This is a genomic window from Curtobacterium sp. JUb34, assembly GCF_003755065.1.
GTDB lineage: Bacteria > Actinomycetota > Actinomycetes > Actinomycetales > Microbacteriaceae > Curtobacterium.
On the sequence record NZ_RJVH01000002.1, the window covers coordinates 329,251 to 348,663 of the forward strand.

General features: G+C 69.5%; 15 protein-coding genes. 11 read left to right on the top strand and 4 right to left on the bottom strand.

Going from position 1 to position 19,413, the window contains the following annotated elements; genetic code table 11:
• Positions 1-100: 100 nt before the first annotated feature.
• Positions 101-1,429 (bottom strand): MFS transporter, encoded by a 1,329-nt coding sequence (locus tag EDF63_RS08040; protein WP_185021344.1) that lies wholly within the window; start codon positions 1,427-1,429, stop codon positions 101-103.
• 193 nt (positions 1,430-1,622) lie between these two features.
• Here EDF63_RS08040 and uvrB point away from each other — a divergent pair, with 193 nt between their 5' ends.
• From uvrB to EDF63_RS08095, 11 genes are all read left to right on the top strand, one after another.
• A complete protein-coding gene (gene uvrB, locus EDF63_RS08045; RefSeq protein WP_123313097.1) occupies positions 1,623-3,695 on the top strand; it encodes an excinuclease ABC subunit UvrB in 2,073 nt (690 codons plus the stop codon).
• Complete coding sequence (locus EDF63_RS08050; protein WP_123312526.1) at positions 3,685-4,602, top strand: SDR family NAD(P)-dependent oxidoreductase; 918 nt, start codon at positions 3,685-3,687, stop codon at positions 4,600-4,602. Before uvrB ends, EDF63_RS08050 begins: the two co-directional genes overlap by 11 nt.
• A gap of 49 nt (positions 4,603-4,651) precedes the next feature.
• Positions 4,652-7,678, top strand: coding sequence for an excinuclease ABC subunit UvrA (gene uvrA, locus EDF63_RS08055; RefSeq protein ID WP_260233024.1), 3,027 nt, complete (start codon positions 4,652-4,654; stop codon positions 7,676-7,678).
• Positions 7,679-9,703, top strand: a complete 2,025-nt coding sequence (uvrC, locus tag EDF63_RS08060) for an excinuclease ABC subunit UvrC (protein ID WP_123312528.1) — start codon at positions 7,679-7,681, stop codon at positions 9,701-9,703. It begins immediately after the preceding gene.
• A gap of 103 nt (positions 9,704-9,806) precedes the next feature.
• On the top strand, positions 9,807-10,706 hold the full coding sequence (gene rapZ / locus EDF63_RS08065) for an RNase adapter RapZ (RefSeq protein ID WP_123312530.1): 900 nt from the start codon (positions 9,807-9,809) through the stop codon (positions 10,704-10,706).
• A 75-nt stretch (positions 10,707-10,781) separates the two neighbouring features.
• The gene (gene whiA / locus EDF63_RS08070) at positions 10,782-11,762 is read left to right on the top strand and encodes a DNA-binding protein WhiA (protein ID WP_111083957.1); all 981 of its coding nucleotides are present in this window, start codon (positions 10,782-10,784) and stop codon (positions 11,760-11,762) included.
• A gap of 269 nt (positions 11,763-12,031) precedes the next feature.
• Positions 12,032-13,036 (top strand): type I glyceraldehyde-3-phosphate dehydrogenase, encoded by a 1,005-nt coding sequence (gene gap / locus EDF63_RS08075; protein WP_123312532.1) that lies wholly within the window; start codon positions 12,032-12,034, stop codon positions 13,034-13,036.
• A gap of 3 nt (positions 13,037-13,039) precedes the next feature.
• On the top strand, positions 13,040-14,257 hold the full coding sequence (locus EDF63_RS08080; protein WP_123312534.1) for a phosphoglycerate kinase: 1,218 nt from the start codon (positions 13,040-13,042) through the stop codon (positions 14,255-14,257).
• Entirely contained in the window at positions 14,254-15,033 is a 780-nt protein-coding gene (gene tpiA, locus EDF63_RS08085) for a triose-phosphate isomerase (RefSeq protein WP_123313099.1), read from the top strand. The genes EDF63_RS08080 and tpiA overlap by 4 nt, the downstream gene beginning before the upstream one ends.
• A gap of 114 nt (positions 15,034-15,147) precedes the next feature.
• The gene (gene secG, locus EDF63_RS08090; RefSeq protein ID WP_017887256.1) at positions 15,148-15,399 is read left to right on the top strand and encodes a preprotein translocase subunit SecG; all 252 of its coding nucleotides are present in this window, start codon (positions 15,148-15,150) and stop codon (positions 15,397-15,399) included.
• 3 nt (positions 15,400-15,402) lie between these two features.
• A complete protein-coding gene (locus EDF63_RS08095; RefSeq protein WP_027465686.1) occupies positions 15,403-15,771 on the top strand; it encodes an RNA polymerase-binding protein RbpA in 369 nt (122 codons plus the stop codon).
• Positions 15,772-16,057: 286 nt separating this feature from the next.
• Here the strand turns inward: EDF63_RS08095 and pgl are convergent, their stop codons facing one another.
• The 3 genes from pgl to zwf form a co-directional block, all read right to left on the bottom strand.
• Positions 16,058-16,828, bottom strand: a complete 771-nt coding sequence (gene pgl / locus EDF63_RS08100) for a 6-phosphogluconolactonase (protein WP_123312536.1) — start codon at positions 16,826-16,828, stop codon at positions 16,058-16,060.
• A 98-nt stretch (positions 16,829-16,926) separates the two neighbouring features.
• Complete coding sequence (locus EDF63_RS08105) at positions 16,927-17,871, bottom strand: glucose-6-phosphate dehydrogenase assembly protein OpcA (RefSeq protein ID WP_123312539.1); 945 nt, start codon at positions 17,869-17,871, stop codon at positions 16,927-16,929.
• Entirely contained in the window at positions 17,868-19,406 is a 1,539-nt protein-coding gene (gene zwf / locus EDF63_RS08110) for a glucose-6-phosphate dehydrogenase (RefSeq protein WP_123312542.1), read from the bottom strand. The genes EDF63_RS08105 and zwf overlap by 4 nt, the downstream gene beginning before the upstream one ends.
• Positions 19,407-19,413 lie beyond the last annotated feature (7 nt).

A 19,413-nucleotide genomic window follows, 5' to 3' on the forward strand; every position in this document is an offset into this window, starting at 1 on the left:
CTGGACCCGGGCCTCCCGTCCGGTGGGTGGGGACCACCAGGGCCCCGCGCGCGTCCGGGGGTCCGGACCACGCGCGTCCGGTGGGTCCGGACCGCGTGCGTCAGGCGGCGCGCTGCTCCGCGGCGGGGGTGCCGACCTCGAGGACGCCGTTCGTGGAGGTCAGCCGCTGCGGCTTCATGCACCACGCGACGACCGCCGCGGCGCCGAGCAGCACACACGACAGGGCGAAGGGCAGCTGCCACCCCGACGCGTCGATGAGCAGGCCGAAGACGATCGGGGAGACCACGCCGGCGATGCCGAAGCCGGTGTTCATGAAGCCGGACGCGGTGCCGGACCACTGTGGGGCGACGTCCATCGGGATCGCCCAGAGGTTCGCGTTGCAGAGCTCCAGGAAGAAGAACGACAGCGCCAGCGAGATCGTCGCGACGAGCAGGCCCTGCCCGATCACGAGGGGGATGAGGCAGACCAGCGAGCCGCCGAGTCCGATCACCAGGACGGTCCGGCGGGCGTTCCGGGTGTTGCCGCCGCGGTGGATGATCCGGTCGCTCAGCATGCCGCCGACCGTGTCCCCGACGACGCCGGCGAGCAGGATGAGGGTGGTGAACAGTGCGAAGTCGCCGATCTCGAGCCCGTACGTCGAGCTGAGGAAGGTCGGCAGCCAGGTGAGGAACACCCAGAGGGTCCAGCCGTAGCCGAAGTCGACGAACGTCACCGGCAGGATCTGCCGTGCCATCTGGCGCCACGGCACCGGCGGGCGGGTGGCACGGGTCTCGACGGGCGGGAGCTCGTCGATCTCGACCTGCGTGATGCCCTTCGTCGACTCGGGCCGGTCGCGGAACCAGACGAACCAGACGCTGCCCCAGGCGAAGGACAGGACCGCCGTGGCGAAGAACGCCCACCGCCAGCTGCCCGTCGAGCCGATGACCCAGGCGACGAGCAACGGAGCCAGTGCGTTGCCGAGCCGGGCCGCGGAGTGCACGACGCCCTGCGCGAAGCCGTTGCGGTCGCGGGGGATCCAGCGGGTCATGGCCTGGGTCGCGGTCGGGAACGCCGCGGCCTCGCTGAGCCCGAGGAGCGCACGGGCGGCGAACAGCGTCCAGAAGCCGACGGCGAAGCCGGTCCACAGCGTCGCGACGCCCCAGACCACGGTGATGACGAAGAGGGCCTTGCGCGGCCCGAACTTCTCGCTGATCGTGCCGCCGAAGACCTGCAACAGGGCGTAGGGCAGCGAGAACGCGGACACGATCAGGCCGGCGGTGGCCTCGTTGAAGCCGAACTCCTCGGTGATGTGCGGCAGCGCGGTCGAGATGTTCGTGCGGTCGATGTACGAGATCGCGTACATGCAGCAGAGGAGGATGAGCACTCGTCCGCGGATGCGACCGCGGAACGGGGTGCCCTTCGTCGGTGCGGCGGGGGTCGCCGTCGTCATGGGGCCTCTTCGGGTGTGGCTCGTGCTGGCTCGTCGGGGACGTGCGGAGCGATCGGGTTGCTGAACGGACCGGACGCTATGCCCGCTGGTTATCAGCGGACTTGGAGGCTGCTTGGCGAGGACGATACGCCGAGGGCGAGCAGGGGCGCCGGTGTCAGGGGTGCCGACTACCGTTGACGGCATGGGTGTTGCGATCGAACCGACCCGAGCGGTACGTCCGTTCGAGGTCATCAGCGAGTACACGCCGAGTGGCGACCAGCCCGCGGCCATCGCGGAACTCGCCGGGCGGATCAACGCCGGTGAGACCGACGTCGTGCTGCTCGGTGCGACCGGTACGGGCAAGTCGGCGACGACCGCGTGGCTCATCGAGCAGGTGCAGCGGCCGACGCTCGTGCTCGCGCACAACAAGACCCTCGCCGCGCAGTTGGCGAACGAGTTCCGCAGTCTGATGCCGAACAACGCGGTCGAGTACTTCGTGTCGTACTACGACTACTACCAGCCCGAGGCGTACGTCCCGCAGACGGACACCTTCATCGAGAAGGACTCCTCGGTCAACGCCGAGGTGGAGCGGCTCCGACACTCGACGACGAACTCGCTGCTCAGCCGGCGCGACGTCGTCGTGGTGTCGACCGTGTCCTGCATCTACGGCCTCGGCACGCCCGAGCAGTACATGAACGCCTCGGTGGCGCTGCACGTGGGGCAGACGATCTCGCGCGACCAGCTCGTGCGCAAGTTCGTCTCGATGCAGTACCAGCGCAACGACGTGGACTTCGCCCGCGGCACCTTCCGCGTGCGCGGCGACACCATCGAGATCATCCCGATGTACGAAGAGCACGCCATCCGGATCGAGATGTTCGGCGACGAGATCGAGGCGCTCTCCTCGCTGCACCCCCTGACCGGCAACGTGATCGACGACCTGCCGGCCGTGTCGATCTTCCCGGCGTCGCACTACGTCGCGGACACCGACGTCATGCACCGCGCGATCGCTGACATCAAGGTCGAACTCGCCGAGCGCCTGGCCGAGCTCGAGGGACAGGGCAAGCTGCTCGAGGCCCAGCGGCTCCGCATGCGCACCACGTTCGACATCGAGATGATGGAGCAGATCGGCTTCTGCTCGGGCATCGAGAACTACTCGCGCCACATGGACGGCCGCGTCGCGGGCGAGGCGCCGCACTGCCTCATCGACTACTTCCCCGACGACTTCCTGATCGTCATCGACGAGTCGCACGTCACCGTGCCGCAGATCGGCGCGATGTACGAAGGCGACGCCTCGCGCAAGCGCACCCTGGTCGACCACGGGTTCCGCCTGCCGAGCGCGCTCGACAACCGTCCGCTGCGGTGGGAGGAGTTCCTCGACCGCGTCGGGCAGAAGGTCTTCCTGTCGGCGACGCCCGGTCGGTACGAGCTCGGCATCACGGACAGCGTCGTCGAGCAGATCATCCGCCCGACCGGCCTGGTCGACCCCGAGATCGTGGTGAAGCCGAGCGACGGCCAGATCGACGACCTGCTCGAGGAGATCAAGCAGCGCGTCGACAAGGACGAGCGCGTGCTCGTCACCACCCTGACGAAGCGCATGGCGGAAGAGCTGACCGACTTCCTCGGCAACGCCGGCGTACGGGTGCGCTACCTGCACTCCGACGTCGACACCCTGAAGCGCGTCGAGCTGCTGACCGAACTGCGACAGGGCGTCTACGACGTGCTCGTCGGCATCAACCTGCTGCGAGAGGGCCTCGACCTGCCCGAGGTGTCCCTGGTGGCCATCCTCGACGCCGACAAGGAGGGCTTCCTGCGGTCCTCGACGTCGCTCATCCAGACGATCGGTCGCGCGGCCCGCAACGTGTCGGGACAGGTCCTCATGTACGCCGACAAGATGACCGACTCGATGAAGACCGCGATCGAGGAGACCGATCGTCGTCGCGAGAAGCAGGTCGCGTACAACCTGGAGCGCGGTATCGACCCGCAGCCGCTCCGCAAGAAGATCGCCGACATCACCGAGGTGCTGCAGCGCGAGAACGACGACACCAAGGCGCTGCTGCAGGGCCGTCCCGGTGCCGACGGTCGCCGTTCGCCCACGCCGAACCTGAAGCGCGGCGGCATCGCGGGCGAGGGCGCGACCCAGCTCGAGGCGACGATCGGCGACCTCAACGACCAGATGCTGCAGGCCGCGGCCGAGCTGAAGTTCGAGCTCGCCGCGCGCCTCCGTGACGAGGTGCAGGACCTCAAGAAGGCGCTGCGGCAGATGGAGTCGGCCGGGCATGTCAGCTGACGGTCGCCGCACGGTCGTCGTCACGGGGGCGAGCGCGGGCCTCGGATACCACGCGGCCGAGCAGCTCGCCGCGTCCGGGCACCGGGTCGTGCTCGCCACCCGCGACCGTGCTCGGGCGGCAGCGGCGGAGCAGAGCATCCGCCGCCACGTGGACGGTGCGTCGTTGGCGCACGTGCACCTCGACCTCGCCGACCTCGACTCCGTCCGTTCCGCCGCCGCCGAGCTCGCGGCTCTCGAACCGGACGGCGTCGACGCAGTCGTGAACAACGCCGGAGTCGTGGGTGCCTCGACCGCGAGCACGACCGCACAGGGCACCGAGCTGCAGATCGGCACGAACCACCTCGGGCACTTCGCCTGGACGGCGCTGACGATGCCGCTGCTCGAAGGGCGTGCCGGCCGCGTCGTGCACCTCGGGTCCATCGCGCACCGGTGGGCCCGGCTCGACCCGGCCGATCCGTTCCGCGTCGGCCGGTACTCCAGCTACCGGCAGTACGGCCGCAGCAAGCTCGCCGTGATGCTGTTCGGCTTCGAACTCGCCCAGCGGCTGGCGGACGCCGGCTCGTCCGTCGCCAGCGTCGTGGCACACCCCGGGCTGTCGCTCGACGCGCTCTCACCGGAGCGACCGGACGTCGCGCCGTCCCGTCCGGAACCCGCGTGGACCCGGCCGGCACAGCGGCTGTACGCGCAGGGGAAGGACGCCGGCGCCGAGCCCCTCGTGCACGCCGCGGTCGCCGCGGGTGTGCGCTCGGGGGAGTACTGGGGCCCGGCCGGGTGGATGCAGCTGCGCGGATCCGCAGCCGTGGTCCGTGCCGAGCCGCGCGCGCACGACCGGACCGCTGCAGCGCGGCTCTGGACGGCCAGCGAGCGTCGTTCCGGGGTCGCGTTCGCTCTCGACGCACTCGTCTGACCACCGACTCGCGGGCGGATGTCGGACCCCTTTCGTAGAATCGACGGCGATGACAATCACCTCTGACCGCGGCACCGCGACCTCGGGCCGGAACGCCTTCGGCGAGCCGACCGACCCCCACCTCCCCGGCGTGACCGTCCCGACCGGCTCCTCGACGCTCAGCGTCCGCGGGGCCAGGGTGCACAACCTCCGGAACGTCGACCTCGAGATCCCCCGTGACTCCCTCGTGGTGTTCACCGGCCTGTCCGGATCCGGCAAGTCGTCGCTGGCCTTCGACACGATCTTCGCTGAGGGGCAACGACGCTACGTCGAGTCCCTGTCCGCGTACGCGCGACAGTTCCTCGGCCAGGTCGACCGCCCCGACGTCGACTTCATCGAGGGGCTGTCGCCCGCGGTGTCGATCGACCAGAAGTCGACCAACCGCAACCCGCGGTCGACGGTGGGCACGATCACCGAGGTCTACGACTACATGCGTCTGCTCTGGGCGCGCATCGGGGTGCCGCACTGCCCGACGTGCGGCGAGGTCATCAGCAAGCAGACCGTGCAGCAGATCGCCGACCAGCTCATGGAGTTCGAGTCCGGCACGCGGTTCCAGGTGCTCGCCCCCGTCATCTCCAAGAAGAAGGGCGAGTTCGTCGACCTCTTCCAGGAACTCGCGGCGTCCGGCTACGCCCGCGCGATCGTCGACGGGGAGCGGATCCAGCTCAGCGACCCGCCGAAGCTCAAGAAGCAGGTCAAGCACGACATCTCGGTGATCGTCGACCGTCTGGTGTCGAACGACGACATCCTCGGCCGGCTCACCGACTCGCTCGAGACGGCACTGCGCCTGACCGGTGGCACCGTCGGCATCGACCTGGTCGACCACGACGGCCCCGGCGCCGTCCGCACCTACTCCGAGAACCTGTCGTGCCCGAACAACCACCCGCTCGCACTGACCGAGATCGAGCCCCGCACGTTCTCGTTCAACGCGCCGTTCGGTGCCTGCCCGGAGTGCTCCGGCCTCGGTACGCGCATGTCGGTCGACCCCGACCTCGTGCTCGGCGACCCCGACGCCTCGCTGCGTGACGGCGTCCTGCTGCCCTGGACCGGAGCGAGCGGGCTGTACTCGTACTTCGAGAAGCTCCTCGCCGGCCTCGGCAAGGACCTCGGGTTCACGCTCGACACCCCGTGGAGCCAGCTCGACGCCTCGGTGCAGGCCGCGATCCTGACGGGCAAGGACTTCCAGGTGTCGGTGTCCTGGCGCAACCGGTTCGGCCGCGAGATGCGCTACACCAGCGGGTTCGAGGGCGTCATGCCGTACATCGAGCGGAAGTTCGCCGAGGCCGAGTCGGACTCGCAGCGCCAGCGGTTCCAGGGCTACCTGCGCGAGGTCCCGTGCCCGGTGTGCGAGGGCACGCGCCTCAAGCCCGAGGTCCTGGCGGTCACGGTCGACGGCCGCAGCATCGCCGACGTGACCGACATGTCGCTCGACAACGCGTACTCGTTCATGGACACCCTGACGCTCACCGACCGCGAAGCGCACATCGCCGCAGCGGTCCTGCGTGAGATCCGGGCGCGCCTCGAGTTCCTGCTCGAGGTCGGCCTGAACTACCTGACGCTCGCGCGCGGTGCCGGTGGGCTCTCCGGCGGCGAGGCACAGCGCATCCGTCTGGCCACCCAGATCGGCTCCGGTCTGACCGGCGTGCTGTACGTGCTGGACGAGCCGAGCATCGGTCTGCACCAGCGGGACAACCGCCGCCTCATCGACACCCTGGTCAAGCTCAAGGACCTCGGCAACACGCTGATCGTCGTGGAGCACGACGAGGACACCATCCGCACCGCCGACTGGGTCGTCGACATCGGCCCCGGAGCCGGCGTGAACGGCGGCAACGTCGTGCACTCGGGTTCGTACGAGGGCATCATCGCGAACCGCGAGTCGGTGACGGGGGACTACCTCGCCGGCCGTCGTGCGATCGAGGTCCCCGCCGAGCGACGCAAGGTGAACCTGAAGCGCGCCATCAGCGTGCAGGGCGCTCGGGCGAACAACCTCAAGACGATCGACGCGGACTTCCCGCTCGGGGTGTTCACCGCGGTCACGGGCGTGAGCGGGTCGGGCAAGTCGACCCTGGTCAACGACATCCTGTACAAGGTGCTCGCCAACCAGCTCAACGGTGCCCGACACATCGCCGGCAAGCACACCCGCGTCAAGGGCCTCGACCAGCTGGACAAGGTCGTGCACGTCGACCAGGCGCCGATCGGCCGCACGCCGCGGTCCAACCCGGCGACCTACACGGGCGTGTTCGACCGGATCCGTCAGCTGTTCGCCGAGACGCCCGAGGCGAAGACCCGCGGCTACCAGCCCGGTCGGTTCAGCTTCAACGTCAAGGGCGGTCGGTGCGAGAACTGCTCCGGCGACGGCACGATCAAGATCGAGATGAACTTCCTGCCCGACGTCTACGTCGCGTGCGAGGTCTGCGGCGGTGCGCGCTACAACCGCGAGACCCTGCAGGTCCACTACAAGGGCAAGAGCATCTCCGAGGTCCTGGACATGCCGATCAGCGAGGCGGCCGAGTTCTTCGAGCCGATCTCCGCGATCCACCGCTACATGGCGACGCTCGTCGACGTGGGCCTCGGCTACGTCCGTCTCGGCCAGAGCGCGACCACGCTCTCCGGCGGCGAAGCGCAGCGCGTCAAGCTCGCGACCGAGCTGCAGCGACGCTCGAACGGCCGGACCGTGTACGTGCTCGACGAGCCGACGACGGGTCTGCACTTCGAGGACGTCCGCAAGCTGCTCCTGGTGCTGCAGAGCCTGGTCGACAAGGGCAACACCGTCATCACGATCGAGCACAACCTCGACGTGATCAAGTCGGCCGACTGGGTCATCGACATGGGGCCGGAGGGCGGCGCCGGGGGCGGGACGGTCCTCGCCACCGGCACCCCGGAGCACGTCGCCGACGTCCCGGAGAGCCACACCGGTGTCTTCCTGCGCGAGATCTTCGACGCCCAGGACGCCCGCGTCGGCAAGCAGCAGGCTGTGGAGGCCCGCACGGCGAGCCGACCGGGGAAGTCGACCAAGCAGAAGGCGGGTGCACGGTAGGTGGCGGACACCGTTCCGTGGCGTCCGAAGGCGGGGGAGATCCCGACCGACCCGGGCGTCTACCGATGGCGTGACGAATCCGGGCGGGTGCTCTACGTCGGCAAGGCGAAGAACCTCCGCGCGCGGCTGAGCAACTACTTCGCGCCGCTGCCGACGCTGCACGAACGCACCCGTCGGATGGTGCTGACGGCCCGCAGCGTCGAGTGGACGACGGTCGGCTCCGAGATCGAGGCACTGCAGCTCGAGTACACCTGGATCAAGGAGTTCGACCCGCCGTTCAACGTCAAGTTCCGCGACGACAAGTCGTACCCGTACATGGCGATCACCATGGCGGACGAAGCGCCTCGGGTGATGGTCACGCGGAACCGGAAGATCAAGGGCGCGAAGTACTTCGGGCCGTACCCGAAGATCTGGGCGGTGCACGACACCATCGACCTGATGATCAAGGTGTTCCCGATCCGCACCTGCTCGGACTCGTCGTACAAACGCGCGATGCAGACGGGCAAGCCCTGCTTCCCCGGGCAGATCGGGAAGTGCGGTGGGCCGTGCTCGCAGCGCGTCACCATCGAGGAGCACCGGGCGCTCGTCGAGGAGTTCGTGCGGTTCATGAACAGCTACGACCGCCGGGTGATCACCGAGCTGCGCCAGCGCATGGGGGCCTCGGCCGACGCCATGCAGTACGAACAGGCCGCGAAGTTCCGCGACCAGGTCGAGGCGCTCGAGGCCGTGCTCGAGAAGTCCGCCGTGGTGCTCCGCGACTCGGTGGACCTCGACCTGTTCGGGATCGCCGAGGACGAGCTCGCCGCCGCCGTGCAGCTGTTCTCGGTGCGTGGCGGACGCATCCGCGGTGTCCGCGGGTGGGTGGTCGACAAGGAGCTCGACATCTCGACGGGTGACCTGGTCGAGCAGATCGTGCAGGGCGTCTACGCCGACAACGAGCTCACCCCGGCCGCCGTCGCCGAGGAGCCCCCGCGCGAGGTGGTCGTGCCGACCCTGCCCGAGGACGCCGAGGCGCTGCAGCAGTGGCTCAGCGAACGGCGGGGTGGCCGCGGCACGAAGCTCAGCACCGCGCAGCGCGGCGACCGGGCCGGTCTGGCCCGGACGGCGGCGCAGAACGCGGCCCAGGCGCTGATGCTCTACAAGACGAAGCGCTCCGCCGACTACACGACGCGCTCGGCGGCCCTGGCCGACATCCAGGACGCCCTCGGCATGACCGAGGCCCCGCTCCGCATGGAGTGCTACGACATCTCGCACCTGCAGGGCACGAACGTCGTGGCGTCGATGGTGGTGTTCGAGGACGGTCTGCCCCGCAAGGACCAGTACCGCCGCTACACGATCGCCGAGACCACGGACGACACCGACAGCATGTACCAGGTCCTCACCCGGCGTCTGGCGCGCCTCGACGAGGACGCCGACCTGCCGGACGTCCCCGACGTCACGAGCGACGAGGTGGTCGAGGGCTCGAAACCCTCGAAGCGGTTCGCGTACCGCCCGCAGCTGCTCATCGTCGACGGTGGACAGCCGCAGGTGCAGGCGGCGAAGCGCGCGTTGGACGAAGCCGGCGTGCGGGACATCGCGTTGGTCGGCATCGCGAAGCGGCTCGAGGAGCTCTGGCTGCCCGACGACGACTTCCCGGTGATCATGCCGCGCAACTCCGAGGCACTCTTCCTGATCCAGCGGATCCGCGACGAGGCACACCGCTTCGCGATCACGCACCAGCGCACGCGTCGCAAGCGCGACGTGCGGTCCCGGCTGTCCGAGATCCCCGGGCTCGGGCCGAGCCGTGTGAACGCGCTGCTGAAGCACTTCGGTTCCGTCGCCCGTCTGCGTGAGGCCACCGCCGAGGAGATCAGCGAGGTCAACGGCGTCGGGCCGGCGACCGCTGCGGCGGTCGTCACGAAGCTCCAGCAGACCCCGACCAGCGCGCCGGACGCCGAGCCGGACGCTGCGGACGCCGAGCCGGTCCCAGCAGGCACGGTGCGGGTCCCGGAAGTGACCCACGACGGTCCGCAGCTGCCGTCGTGACGCATCCCGTGCCTCCCGACACGTGTCGGGCGATACCCTGGACCCGCAGCCGAGACCTCCCCGGGCGACGCGCCCGGGCCGCCACGACGGAGCCCACTCCCAGATGACCGACAGCGCCACGGCGACCCCGCACGGGTCGCAGCACGACATCCTCATCGTCACCGGCATGTCCGGGGCCGGGCGCTCGACGGTCGGCAAGGCCCTCGAGGACCTCGGCTGGTACGTCGTCGACAACCTGCCGACGCAGATGCTGGCCCCGCTCACCGAGTTGGCCGACCGCGCCGGCGAGAAGATCCCGAAGATCGCCACGGTCGTCGACGTCCGCGGCGGACGGTTCTTCACCGACCCGGAGCACGCGGTCGAACAGGTGCGGTCGACCACGTCCGCGCGGGTCCGGGTGCTGTTCCTCGAGGCCACCGACGCCGTCCTGGTCCGGCGCTTCGAGCAAGTCCGGCGACCCCACCCGCTGCAGGGCGAGGACACCCTGCTCGACGGCATCGCGCGCGAGCGGACCCGGCTGGCCGGACTGCGCGAGGCCTCCGACATGGTGATCGACACCTCGGACCTCAACATCCACCAGCTCGCCAACACCGTCACCGAACAGTTCGCCGACGATCACTTCGTGGGTGTTCAGGTGACGCTGATGAGCTTCGGGTTCAAGTACGGACTGCCCGCCGACGCCGACATGGTCGCCGACGTCCGGTTCCTCCCGAACCCCTACTGGGTCCCGGAACTCCGGGCCCACACGGGCCTCGACCAGCCCGTCTCGGACTACGTCCTGGCCCAGGCCGGAGCCCGCCCGTTCGTCGACCGGTACGTCTCCGTGCTTGAGCCGGTGCTCGAGGGGTACCAGCGCGAGAACAAAAGACACGCTACGATCGCCATCGGCTGTACCGGCGGGAAGCACCGCTCGGTCGCCATCGTCGCCGAGTTGGCGAACCTCCTCCGCGGGATGCCTGGCGTCGCCGTGCGTGTGAAGAACCGAGATCTCGGCCGGGAGTGACCGTCCCTCCGGCCGCTCCCCACGCACGTGCCGCCGGAATCGCGGGACCACCAGATGAACGTTAGGAATGATGCTGTGCCGTTGACTGCCGAGGTCAAGGACGAACTGGCCAGGGTCGCCGTGAACCGCAACACGGTCCGCGCCGCCGAACTGGCCACGATCCTCCGGTTCGCTGGTGGCCTGCACGTCATCTCGGGCCGCATCGCGGTCGAGGTGGAGCTCGACACCCGGATCATCGTGCACCGGGTCCGCAAGGACCTCGCCGAGCTGTACGGCGTCCGCAGCGAGGCGTCGGTGGGGTCGTCCGCGTCGTCCCGTCGCGGCACCCGCTACCTGGTCCGCGTGCTCGAGGCGGGGGAGACCCTCGCGCGCCAGACCGGTCTGATGGACGCCCGTCGTCGCCCCGTCCGCGGCCTGCCGAACCGGCTCACCACGGGCAACCGCGAGGACCTCGCCGCGATCTGGCGCGGTGCGTTCCTCGCCTCCGGCACCTTGACCGACCCGGGCCGGGCCGCCGCGCTCGAGGTCACCTGCCCCGGCAACGAGGCCGCCATGGCGCTCGTCGGGGCCGCGTCCCGCCTCGGCGTCGCCGCGAAGGGCCGCGAGGTCCGTGGCGTGCACCGCGTCGTCATCCGCGACGGCGAGGCCATCGGCCAGATGCTCACGGTGATGGGTGCCGCCCGCACCACCGCCGACTGGGAGGAGATGCGGCAGCGTCGCGAGGTCCGTGCGACCGCGAACCGCCTCGTCAACTTCGACGACGCCAACCTCCGCCGTTCGGCGCAGGCCGCCGTCGCCGCCTGCGCTCGGGTCGAGCGCGCGCTCGAGATCCTCGGCGACGAGGTCCCCGACCACCTGCAGTACGCCGGCGCGCTGCGCCTGCAGCACCGCGACGCGTCCCTCGACGAGCTCGGCCAGCACGCGGACCCGCCCATGACGAAGGACGCCATTGCCGGTCGCATCCGCCGGCTGCTCGCGATGGCCGACAAGCGGGCGTCGGACCTCGGGATCCCCGGGACGGAAGCGAGTGTCCCCGAGGAGCTCGAGGGCGTCTGAGACGGGTCGTCCGACCTGCATGACGGGAGGCGCGGTGCCAGCTGGCACCGCGCCTCCCGTCCGTTTCCGGACCCGTTCTCGGACCCGTCCCCGGCCTGGTCGGTGACCGTCCGGACGGACCGTCATCCCGCGCGGTCTGGCAGTGTCCGACTGCTAGGGTCGTTACGGCGACGTTACGGGGCGTATCGTCCACCACACGCGGGCCCGCCAGGGTGCGCGACTCCCGAAAGCAGCGCCCCCTGGGCGCTCCACACTCACCAGGAGATCCATTGACCGTCAAGATCGGTATCAACGGCTTCGGCCGTATCGGCCGCAACTTCTTCCGGGCCGCCCTCGCGAAGGGCTCGGACCTCGAGATCGTGGCGGTGAACGACCTCACCGACAACGCCGCACTGGCGAACCTGCTGAAGTTCGACTCCATCACGGGTCGTCTCGGCGTCTCCGTCGAGCTCGACGGTGACAACATCGTCGTCGACGGCAAGGCGATCAAGGTCCTGGCGGAGCGCGACCCCGCCAACCTCCCCTGGGGCGAGCTGGGCGTCGACATCGTCATCGAGTCGACCGGGTTCTTCACCAAGGCCGCCGACGCGCAGAAGCACATCGACGCGGGCGCCAAGAAGGTCATCATCTCCGCCCCGGCCACCGGTGACGACGTCACCATCGTGCTCGGCGTGAACGAGGACCAGTACGACCCGGCGAACCACAACATCATCTCGAACGCGTCGTGCACCACGAACAGCCTCGCGCCGCTCGCCAAGGTCTTCCACGACAAGTTCGGCATCGAGCGTGGCCTCATGACCACGGTCCACGCCTACACCGCCGACCAGAACCTGCAGGACGGCCCGCACAAGGACCCCCGTCGTGCCCGCGCGGCCGCGCTGAACATCGTCCCGACCTCGACCGGTGCAGCCAAGGCCATCGGCCAGGTCATGCCGGAGCTCGCCGGCAAGCTCGACGGCTTCGCGCTCCGCGTCCCGGTGCCGACCGGCTCGATCACCGACCTCACCCTCGAGACCAAGTCCGAGGTCACCGTCGACGAGATCAACGCCGCCTACAAGGAGGCCGCAGAGGGCCCGCTCAAGGGCATCCTGCTCTACAGCGAGGACCCGCTGGTGTCGACCGACATCACGACGGACCCGCACTCCTCGATCTACGACTCCGGCCTGACCAAGGTCATCGGCGGCCTCGTGAAGATCACCTCGTGGTACGACAACGAGTGGGGCTACTCGAACCGTCTGGTCGACCTGACCGAGTACGTCGGCGAGCGTCTGTAGCACATGGCTCTCCGCACCCTCGAGGACCTCGGCGACCTCGCCGGCAAGCGCGTCATCGTCCGTTGTGACCTGAACGTCCCGCTCAAGGACGGCACGATCACGGACGACGGCCGCGTGCGGGCGTCGCTGACGACCCTGAACACCCTCATCACCGCCGGCGCGCGCGTCATCGTGATCTCCCACCTGGGCCGCCCCGACGGCGAACCCAAGCCGGAGTTCTCGCTCGCGCCGGTCGGCCAGCGGCTCTCCGAGCTGCTCGGCAAGGAGGTCACGTTCGTCGGCGAGACCGTCGGCGACGAGGCGACCGCAGCCGCTGAGGCCCTCGAGGACGGCGACGTCCTGCTGCTCGAGAACCTCCGGTTCAACCCGGAGGAGACCTCGAAGGACGCCGCCTCGCGCAGCGCGTTCGCGGACCGCATCGCGGCACTCGGCGACGCCTTCGTCTCCGACGGCTTCGGTGTCGTGCACCGCAAGCAGGCCTCGGTCTACGAACTCGCGTCCGCGCTGCCCAGTGCAGCCGGTTCGCTGATCGAGACCGAGCTGCGTGTGCTCGAGCGTCTGACCACCTCGCCGGAACGGCCGTACACGGTCGTACTCGGCGGGTCCAAGGTCAGCGACAAGCTCGGTGTCATCGACCACATCCTGCCGAAGGTCGACACCCTCTGCATCGGTGGCGGCATGCTCTTCACGTTCCTCGCGGCCCAGGGCCACGGGGTCGCGAAGTCCCTGCTCGAAGCCGACCAGCTCGACGTCGTCCGCGAGTACCTCTCGCGGGCGAAGGAGCTCGGCGTGACGATCGACCTGCCGACCGACGTCGTGGTGGCCTCCGGGTTCTCCGCCGACGCTGCGCACGAGACGGTCGCGGCCGACGCGATCGAGTCGTCGTCGTTCGGCGCGGACGGCATCGGCCTCGACATCGGCCCGGAGACGGCTGCGCGGTTCGCGTCGGCGGTGTCCGGCTCGAAGACGGTGTTCTGGAACGGGCCGATGGGCGTGTTCGAGTTCCCGGCGTTCGCTGCCGGCACGAAGACCGTCGCGAAGGCCCTGACCGAGGTCGACGGCCTCGGTGTGGTCGGCGGTGGCGACTCCGCTGCTGCGGTCCGGTCGCTCGGGTTCTCGGACGACCAGTTCGGGCACATCTCGACCGGCGGTGGTGCGAGCCTCGAGTTCCTCGAGGGCAAGTCGCTCCCCGGTCTCGAAGCACTGGGGTGGTCCGCATGACCCGCACGCCGTTGATCGCCGGTAACTGGAAGATGAACCTGGACCACCTCCAGGCCATCGCCACCGTGCAGAAGCTCGCGTGGACCCTGAAGGATGCCCGCCACGACTTCGACGACGTCGAGGTCGCGGTGTTCCCGCCCTTCACCGACCTGCGGAGCGTGCAGACGCTCATCTCGGCCGACAAGCTGCCGATCCACTTCGGCGCGCAGGACCTGTCGCAGTACGACTCCGGTGCCTACACCGGCGACGTCTCCGGCGCGTTCCTGTCCGCGCTCGACGCGCAGTACGTCATCGTCGGCCACTCCGAGCGGCGCACGCTGCACGGTGAGACCGACGAGGTCGTCGCCGCGAAGACCGCAGCGGCCGTCAAGCACGGTCTCGTTCCCGTGGTCTGCGTCGGCGAGACCGGTGCGCAGCGCGAGGAGCGCGGTGCCGGCGTCGTGCCGGTCGAGCAGCTCCGCGTCGTGCTCGACGCGGTCAAGCCCGCCGACATCGTCGTGGCGTACGAGCCCGTCTGGGCCATCGGCTCCGGCCAGGCAGCCACGGCCGAGCAGGCACAGGACGAGTGCGCGGCCATCCGACGTGGCATCGCCGCATCCTGGGGCGACCAGGCCGCTGCCGACACCCGCGTCCTGTACGGCGGCTCGGTCAAGTCCGGCAACATCGCCGGGTTCCTCCGCGAGCCCGACATCGACGGCGCCCTTGTCGGCGGCGCATCCCTCGACGTGCAGGAGTTCGCGGCGATCGCCCGGTTCCGCCAGCACGTCGGGCTGTAGTCGTCACAGACTGCCGTCGACGCGGGCTCTCGTCCGCACCACTCCCGTCCAGGTACCGGCCGTGCTCCGCGCGGCCGGTACACTGGTACGGCTGACTGACACGAAAGGTACGTCGTGGCGATACTCTCCGTCGTGCTGCAGGTCCTGCTCGCAATCACGAGTCTCCTGCTCACGCTCCTCATCCTCCTGCACAAGGGCCGCGGTGGCGGCCTCTCCGACATGTTCGGTGGCGGCGTGACGAGCAACCTCGGGGCGTCCGGCGTCGCCGAGCGCAACCTCAACCGCATCACGGTGATCCTCGGTCTGGTCTGGATCGTCTCCATCATCGTGCTCGGTCTCATCAACAAGTTCACGGCGGGGGTCTGATCCATGGCTAGCGGAGGCAGTGCAATCCGAGGGTCTCGCGTCGGCGCGGGACCGATGGGCGAACAGGACCGCGGGGTCCAGGCCGAGCGTGTGGCGATCTCCTACTGGGACGCCCTCGGCAACGAGGTCGTGCGGTACTTCGCCGCGAACCTCCCGGACGAAGAGATCCCCGAGACGGTCGATTCGCCGTCGAGCGGTCTCCCCGCCGGGCGCGACAAGGAGAACCCGCCCGTGGTCTCCAAGACGGAGCCCTACAAGACGCACCTCGCGTACGTGAAGGAACGTCGCACCGAGGAAGAGGCAGCGCAGCTCCTCGAGGACGCGCTCCAGCAGCTTCGCGAGCGTCGCGGAACCGCCGCCAAGAAGGCGTGACGCACGCACACTGACGAAGGCCCCCGCACCGAGATGGTGTGGGGGCCTTCGTGTGTCGCGGAGGGCGTGCGTCCCGCCGAGGTTCTGCGACACGCCACGTGCGGTTCGCCGAGGTTCCACGACATGCCGCGTGCGGTTCGCCGAGGTTCCACGGACGGCCGACGCGCGCGCCGACATGCCGAGATTTCGGAACCTGGAGCGGGGCGGGGCGGGGCGGTGGGCGAGGGGGCAGACAGACGGGAGGCCCGGTACCAACCGGCACCGGGCCTCCCGTCAGGACGCGCGTCTAGTACGTCGACGCGATGAGGTTCTCGGGGACGTCGCGCGCGGCGTCCTGGTCCACGAAGAACACGGTGCGCTTGCGGCCCTGTACGCCACCGACCGGGACGTCCTCGACGGAGGCGCCGGCCAGGGCGAGCCCGAGGACCGACGCCTTCTCCGCACCGGACAGGATGACCCACACACGCTGCGAGGCGTTGATCACCGGGTACGTGACCGTCAGACGCTGCGGCGGCGGCTTGGGGGAGTCGTCGACCGACACGACGGCGCGGTCGGTGACCGTGAGCTGCGGGAACTCCGGGAAGAGCGAGGCGGTGTGTCCGTCGGGGCCGACACCGAGCAGCGTGATGTCGAAGCGGGGAGCGACGGCGCCTTCGTACGCGGCGTCCTGCAGCTCGCGCTCGTACTGCAGCGCGGCTTCCTCGAGGTCGATGCCGGCGTCGGACGCGGGCATCGGGTGGATGTTCGACTCCGGGATGTCGACGTGGTCGAAGAAGTCGGTCTGTGTCCCCGTGGTGTTGCGGTCGGCGTCACCGGCCGGCACCCAACGCTCGTCGACCCACCAGACGTGGACCTTCGACCAGTCGACGCTCTCGCGCGCCGGGGACTGGCCGATCGCGGCGAGGACGAGGGACGACACCGAGCCACCGCTGATCGCGATGTCGGCACGCTCCTGCTCGTCGAGCACGTCGATGATCTTCGTGATGAAGCGTGCGGCGACCGAAGCGCCGAGGGCCTGCTTGTCCGGGTGCACGAGCACCCGCCGTTCGTTGGTCACGTGACTCCCGTGTTCGTGGCGGCCGACCGGTCGTACGACCGCCTTCGGTCCGGTCGGGCCGCCTGCACCAGACAGGCGGCCCGACCGTTGTGGGGTGCTCAGCGGGCGATGGTCTCGCGCAGCTGGGGTACCCCGTGCTTGACGACGTCTCCGAAGAGGACGTCCGGGTCGAGTCTACGGAGTTCCTCGGCCAGGCAGTCACGCAGGTTGCGGCGTGGCAGCGACAGGTCGTGCGTGGGCTGACCGGGCATCGAGAGGGTCGCGACGTCCACCAGGGAACGCTCGAGGTCGATGGTGCCCGACTCGCGCACGAGCTTGACGCCGTGGATACCGCTCGACCCGGTCGCACGCGGCGACGTGGTGACCGTGACCGGCACCTCGAGCTGGAGCTGCAGCCAGGCGGCGAGCAGGATCGTCGACGGGCTGTCCGACGCGCCCGTCACCTCGACGCTGGTGATGGGCTCGTACGGCGGCTGGTCGAGTGCCGCGGCGAGCTGGTTCCGCCACAGGGTCAGGCGCGTCCACGCGAAGTCGGTGTCGCCCGGAACGTACGAGGCGCCGAGGGCCTCGATCGCGCCGTTCGGGTCCTTCTGCGCGGCGGCGTCGGTGATCCGGCGCTGGGCGATGCGGCCCAGTGCCGAGGCCGACGGCTGCGACGGCGCGGTCTGCGGCCACCAGGCCACGACGGGCGCGTCCGGCAGGAGCAGGCCCGTGACCAGGCTCTCCTCGTCGGTCGCGGTCTCGCCGTAGGCGCGGAGGACGATGACCTCGCTCGCGCCCGCGTCGCTGCCCACTCGGATCTGCGCGTCGAGACGACCCGGCGACTTCGTGTCACCGTCGTTCTTCGACACGATGATGACGCGCATCGGGTGCTCGCGGGACGCTTCGTTCGCCGCCTCGATCGCTTCTTCCTCGTGGCCGAGGGCCGTCGAGATGATCAGCGTCAGGACGCGTCCGAGGGCGACGGCGCCGCCCTCTTCTCGGATGTGGACGAGCTTCTTCTGGATCTTCGAGACCGTGGTGTTCGGCATGTCGATCTTCATGGACGCCTCCAGGTCCGGCCGTCGCGGGCGAGCAGGGCATCGGCGGACGCCGGGCCCCACGTGCCGGGACGGTACTGCTCGGGCTGGCCCTGCGTGGCCCAGAACTCCTCGATCGGGTCGAGGATCTTCCAGGACAGCTCGACCTCCTGGTGCCGCGGGAACAGCGGCGGGTCACCGAGGAGCACGTCGAGGATGAGTCGCTCGTACGCCTCGGGGGACGCCTCGGTGAAGGCGTGGCCGTAGCCGAAGTCCATCGTCACGTCGCGCACCTGGGTGCCGACGCCGGGGACCTTCGAGCCGAACCGGAGCGTGACGCCCTCGTCCGGCTGCACACGGATGACGAGCGCGTTCTGGCCGAGGGGCGACTGCGAGTTGCCGTAGACGTCCTCGGGGACACGCTTGAAGACGATCGCGATCTCGGTGACGCGACGGCCGAGCCGCTTGCCGGCACGCAGGTAGAACGGGACGCCCTGCCAGCGACGGGTCGCGATGTCGAGCTTGATCGCCGCGTACGTCTCGGTGCCGGACTCGGGGTTCATCCCGGCCTCGTCGAGGAACCCGAGCACCTTCTCGCCGCCCTGCCAGCCGCCGGCGTACTGTCCGCGCGCGGTGGCGGTCGACAGGTCCTCGGGCAGGCGCACGGCGGAGAGCACCTTCTCCTTCTCGGCACGCAGGTCTGCGGCCTTGAACGAGACGGGTTCCTCCATCGCGGTGAGCGCGAGGAGCTGCAGCAGGTGGTTCTGGATGACGTCGCGCGCCGCGCCGATGCCGTCGTAGTACGCGGCACGTCCGGCGACGCCGATGTCCTCGGCCATCGTGATCTGCACGTGGTCGACGTAGTTCGAGTTCCAGATGGGTTCGTACATCTGGTTCGCGAACCGGAGCGTCAGCAGATTCTGGACGGTCTCCTTGCCGAGGTAGTGGTCGATGCGGAACACGTCGTCGGGCGCGAAGACGCTCTCGACGATCGCGTTCAGCTCGCGTGCCGTGCGGAGGTCGGAACCGAACGGCTTCTCGACGACCACGCGGCTCCACGAGCCCTCACGCTTCTCGGTGAGCCCGGACAGCTTCAGCTGCTCGGTCACCACCGGGAACATCTTCGGCGGGATGGACAGGTAGAACGCGTGGTTGCCGAGCGTCCCGCGCTCGGCGTCCAGCTCGTCGACGGTCTGCTTGAGCTGCAGGAACGCCTCGGGGTCGTCGAACGAGCCCTGGACGAAGCGGATGCCCTGTTCGAGCTGACGCCAGACGTCCTCGTCGAACGGGGTGCGGGAGTGTTCCTTGACCGCGTCGTGCACGAGCTGGGAGAAGTCTTGGTCCTCCCAGTCGCGCCGGGCGAAGCCGACGAGCGCGAACCCCGGGGGCAGCAGCCCCCGGTTGGCCAGGTCGTAGACCGCCGGCATCAGCTTCTTGCGTGACAGGTCGCCCGTCACGCCGAAGATGATGAGCGTGCTCGGTCCCGCGATCCGGTTCAGTCGACGATCCGTCGGCAGCCGGAGCGGGTTGTGCTCCGGGGTGATTGCCACCGGTGACATGAGTCGG

Coding starts and splice junctions, on each gene's coding strand:
- EDF63_RS08040 (WP_185021344.1), bottom strand. CDS start 1,429: ATGACGACGGCGACCCCCGCCGCACCGACGAAGGGCACCCCGTTCCGC.
- EDF63_RS08080 (WP_123312534.1), top strand. CDS start 13,040: ATGGCTCTCCGCACCCTCGAGGACCTCGGCGACCTCGCCGGCAAGCGC.
- tpiA (WP_123313099.1), top strand. CDS start 14,254: ATGACCCGCACGCCGTTGATCGCCGGTAACTGGAAGATGAACCTGGAC.
- EDF63_RS08050 (WP_123312526.1), top strand. CDS start 3,685: ATGTCAGCTGACGGTCGCCGCACGGTCGTCGTCACGGGGGCGAGCGCG.
- uvrA (WP_260233024.1), top strand. CDS start 4,652: ATGACAATCACCTCTGACCGCGGCACCGCGACCTCGGGCCGGAACGCC.
- zwf (WP_123312542.1), bottom strand. CDS start 19,406: ATGTCACCGGTGGCAATCACCCCGGAGCACAACCCGCTCCGGCTGCCG.
- rapZ (WP_123312530.1), top strand. CDS start 9,807: ATGACCGACAGCGCCACGGCGACCCCGCACGGGTCGCAGCACGACATC.
- EDF63_RS08095 (WP_027465686.1), top strand. CDS start 15,403: ATGGCTAGCGGAGGCAGTGCAATCCGAGGGTCTCGCGTCGGCGCGGGA.
- EDF63_RS08105 (WP_123312539.1), bottom strand. CDS start 17,871: ATGAAGATCGACATGCCGAACACCACGGTCTCGAAGATCCAGAAGAAG.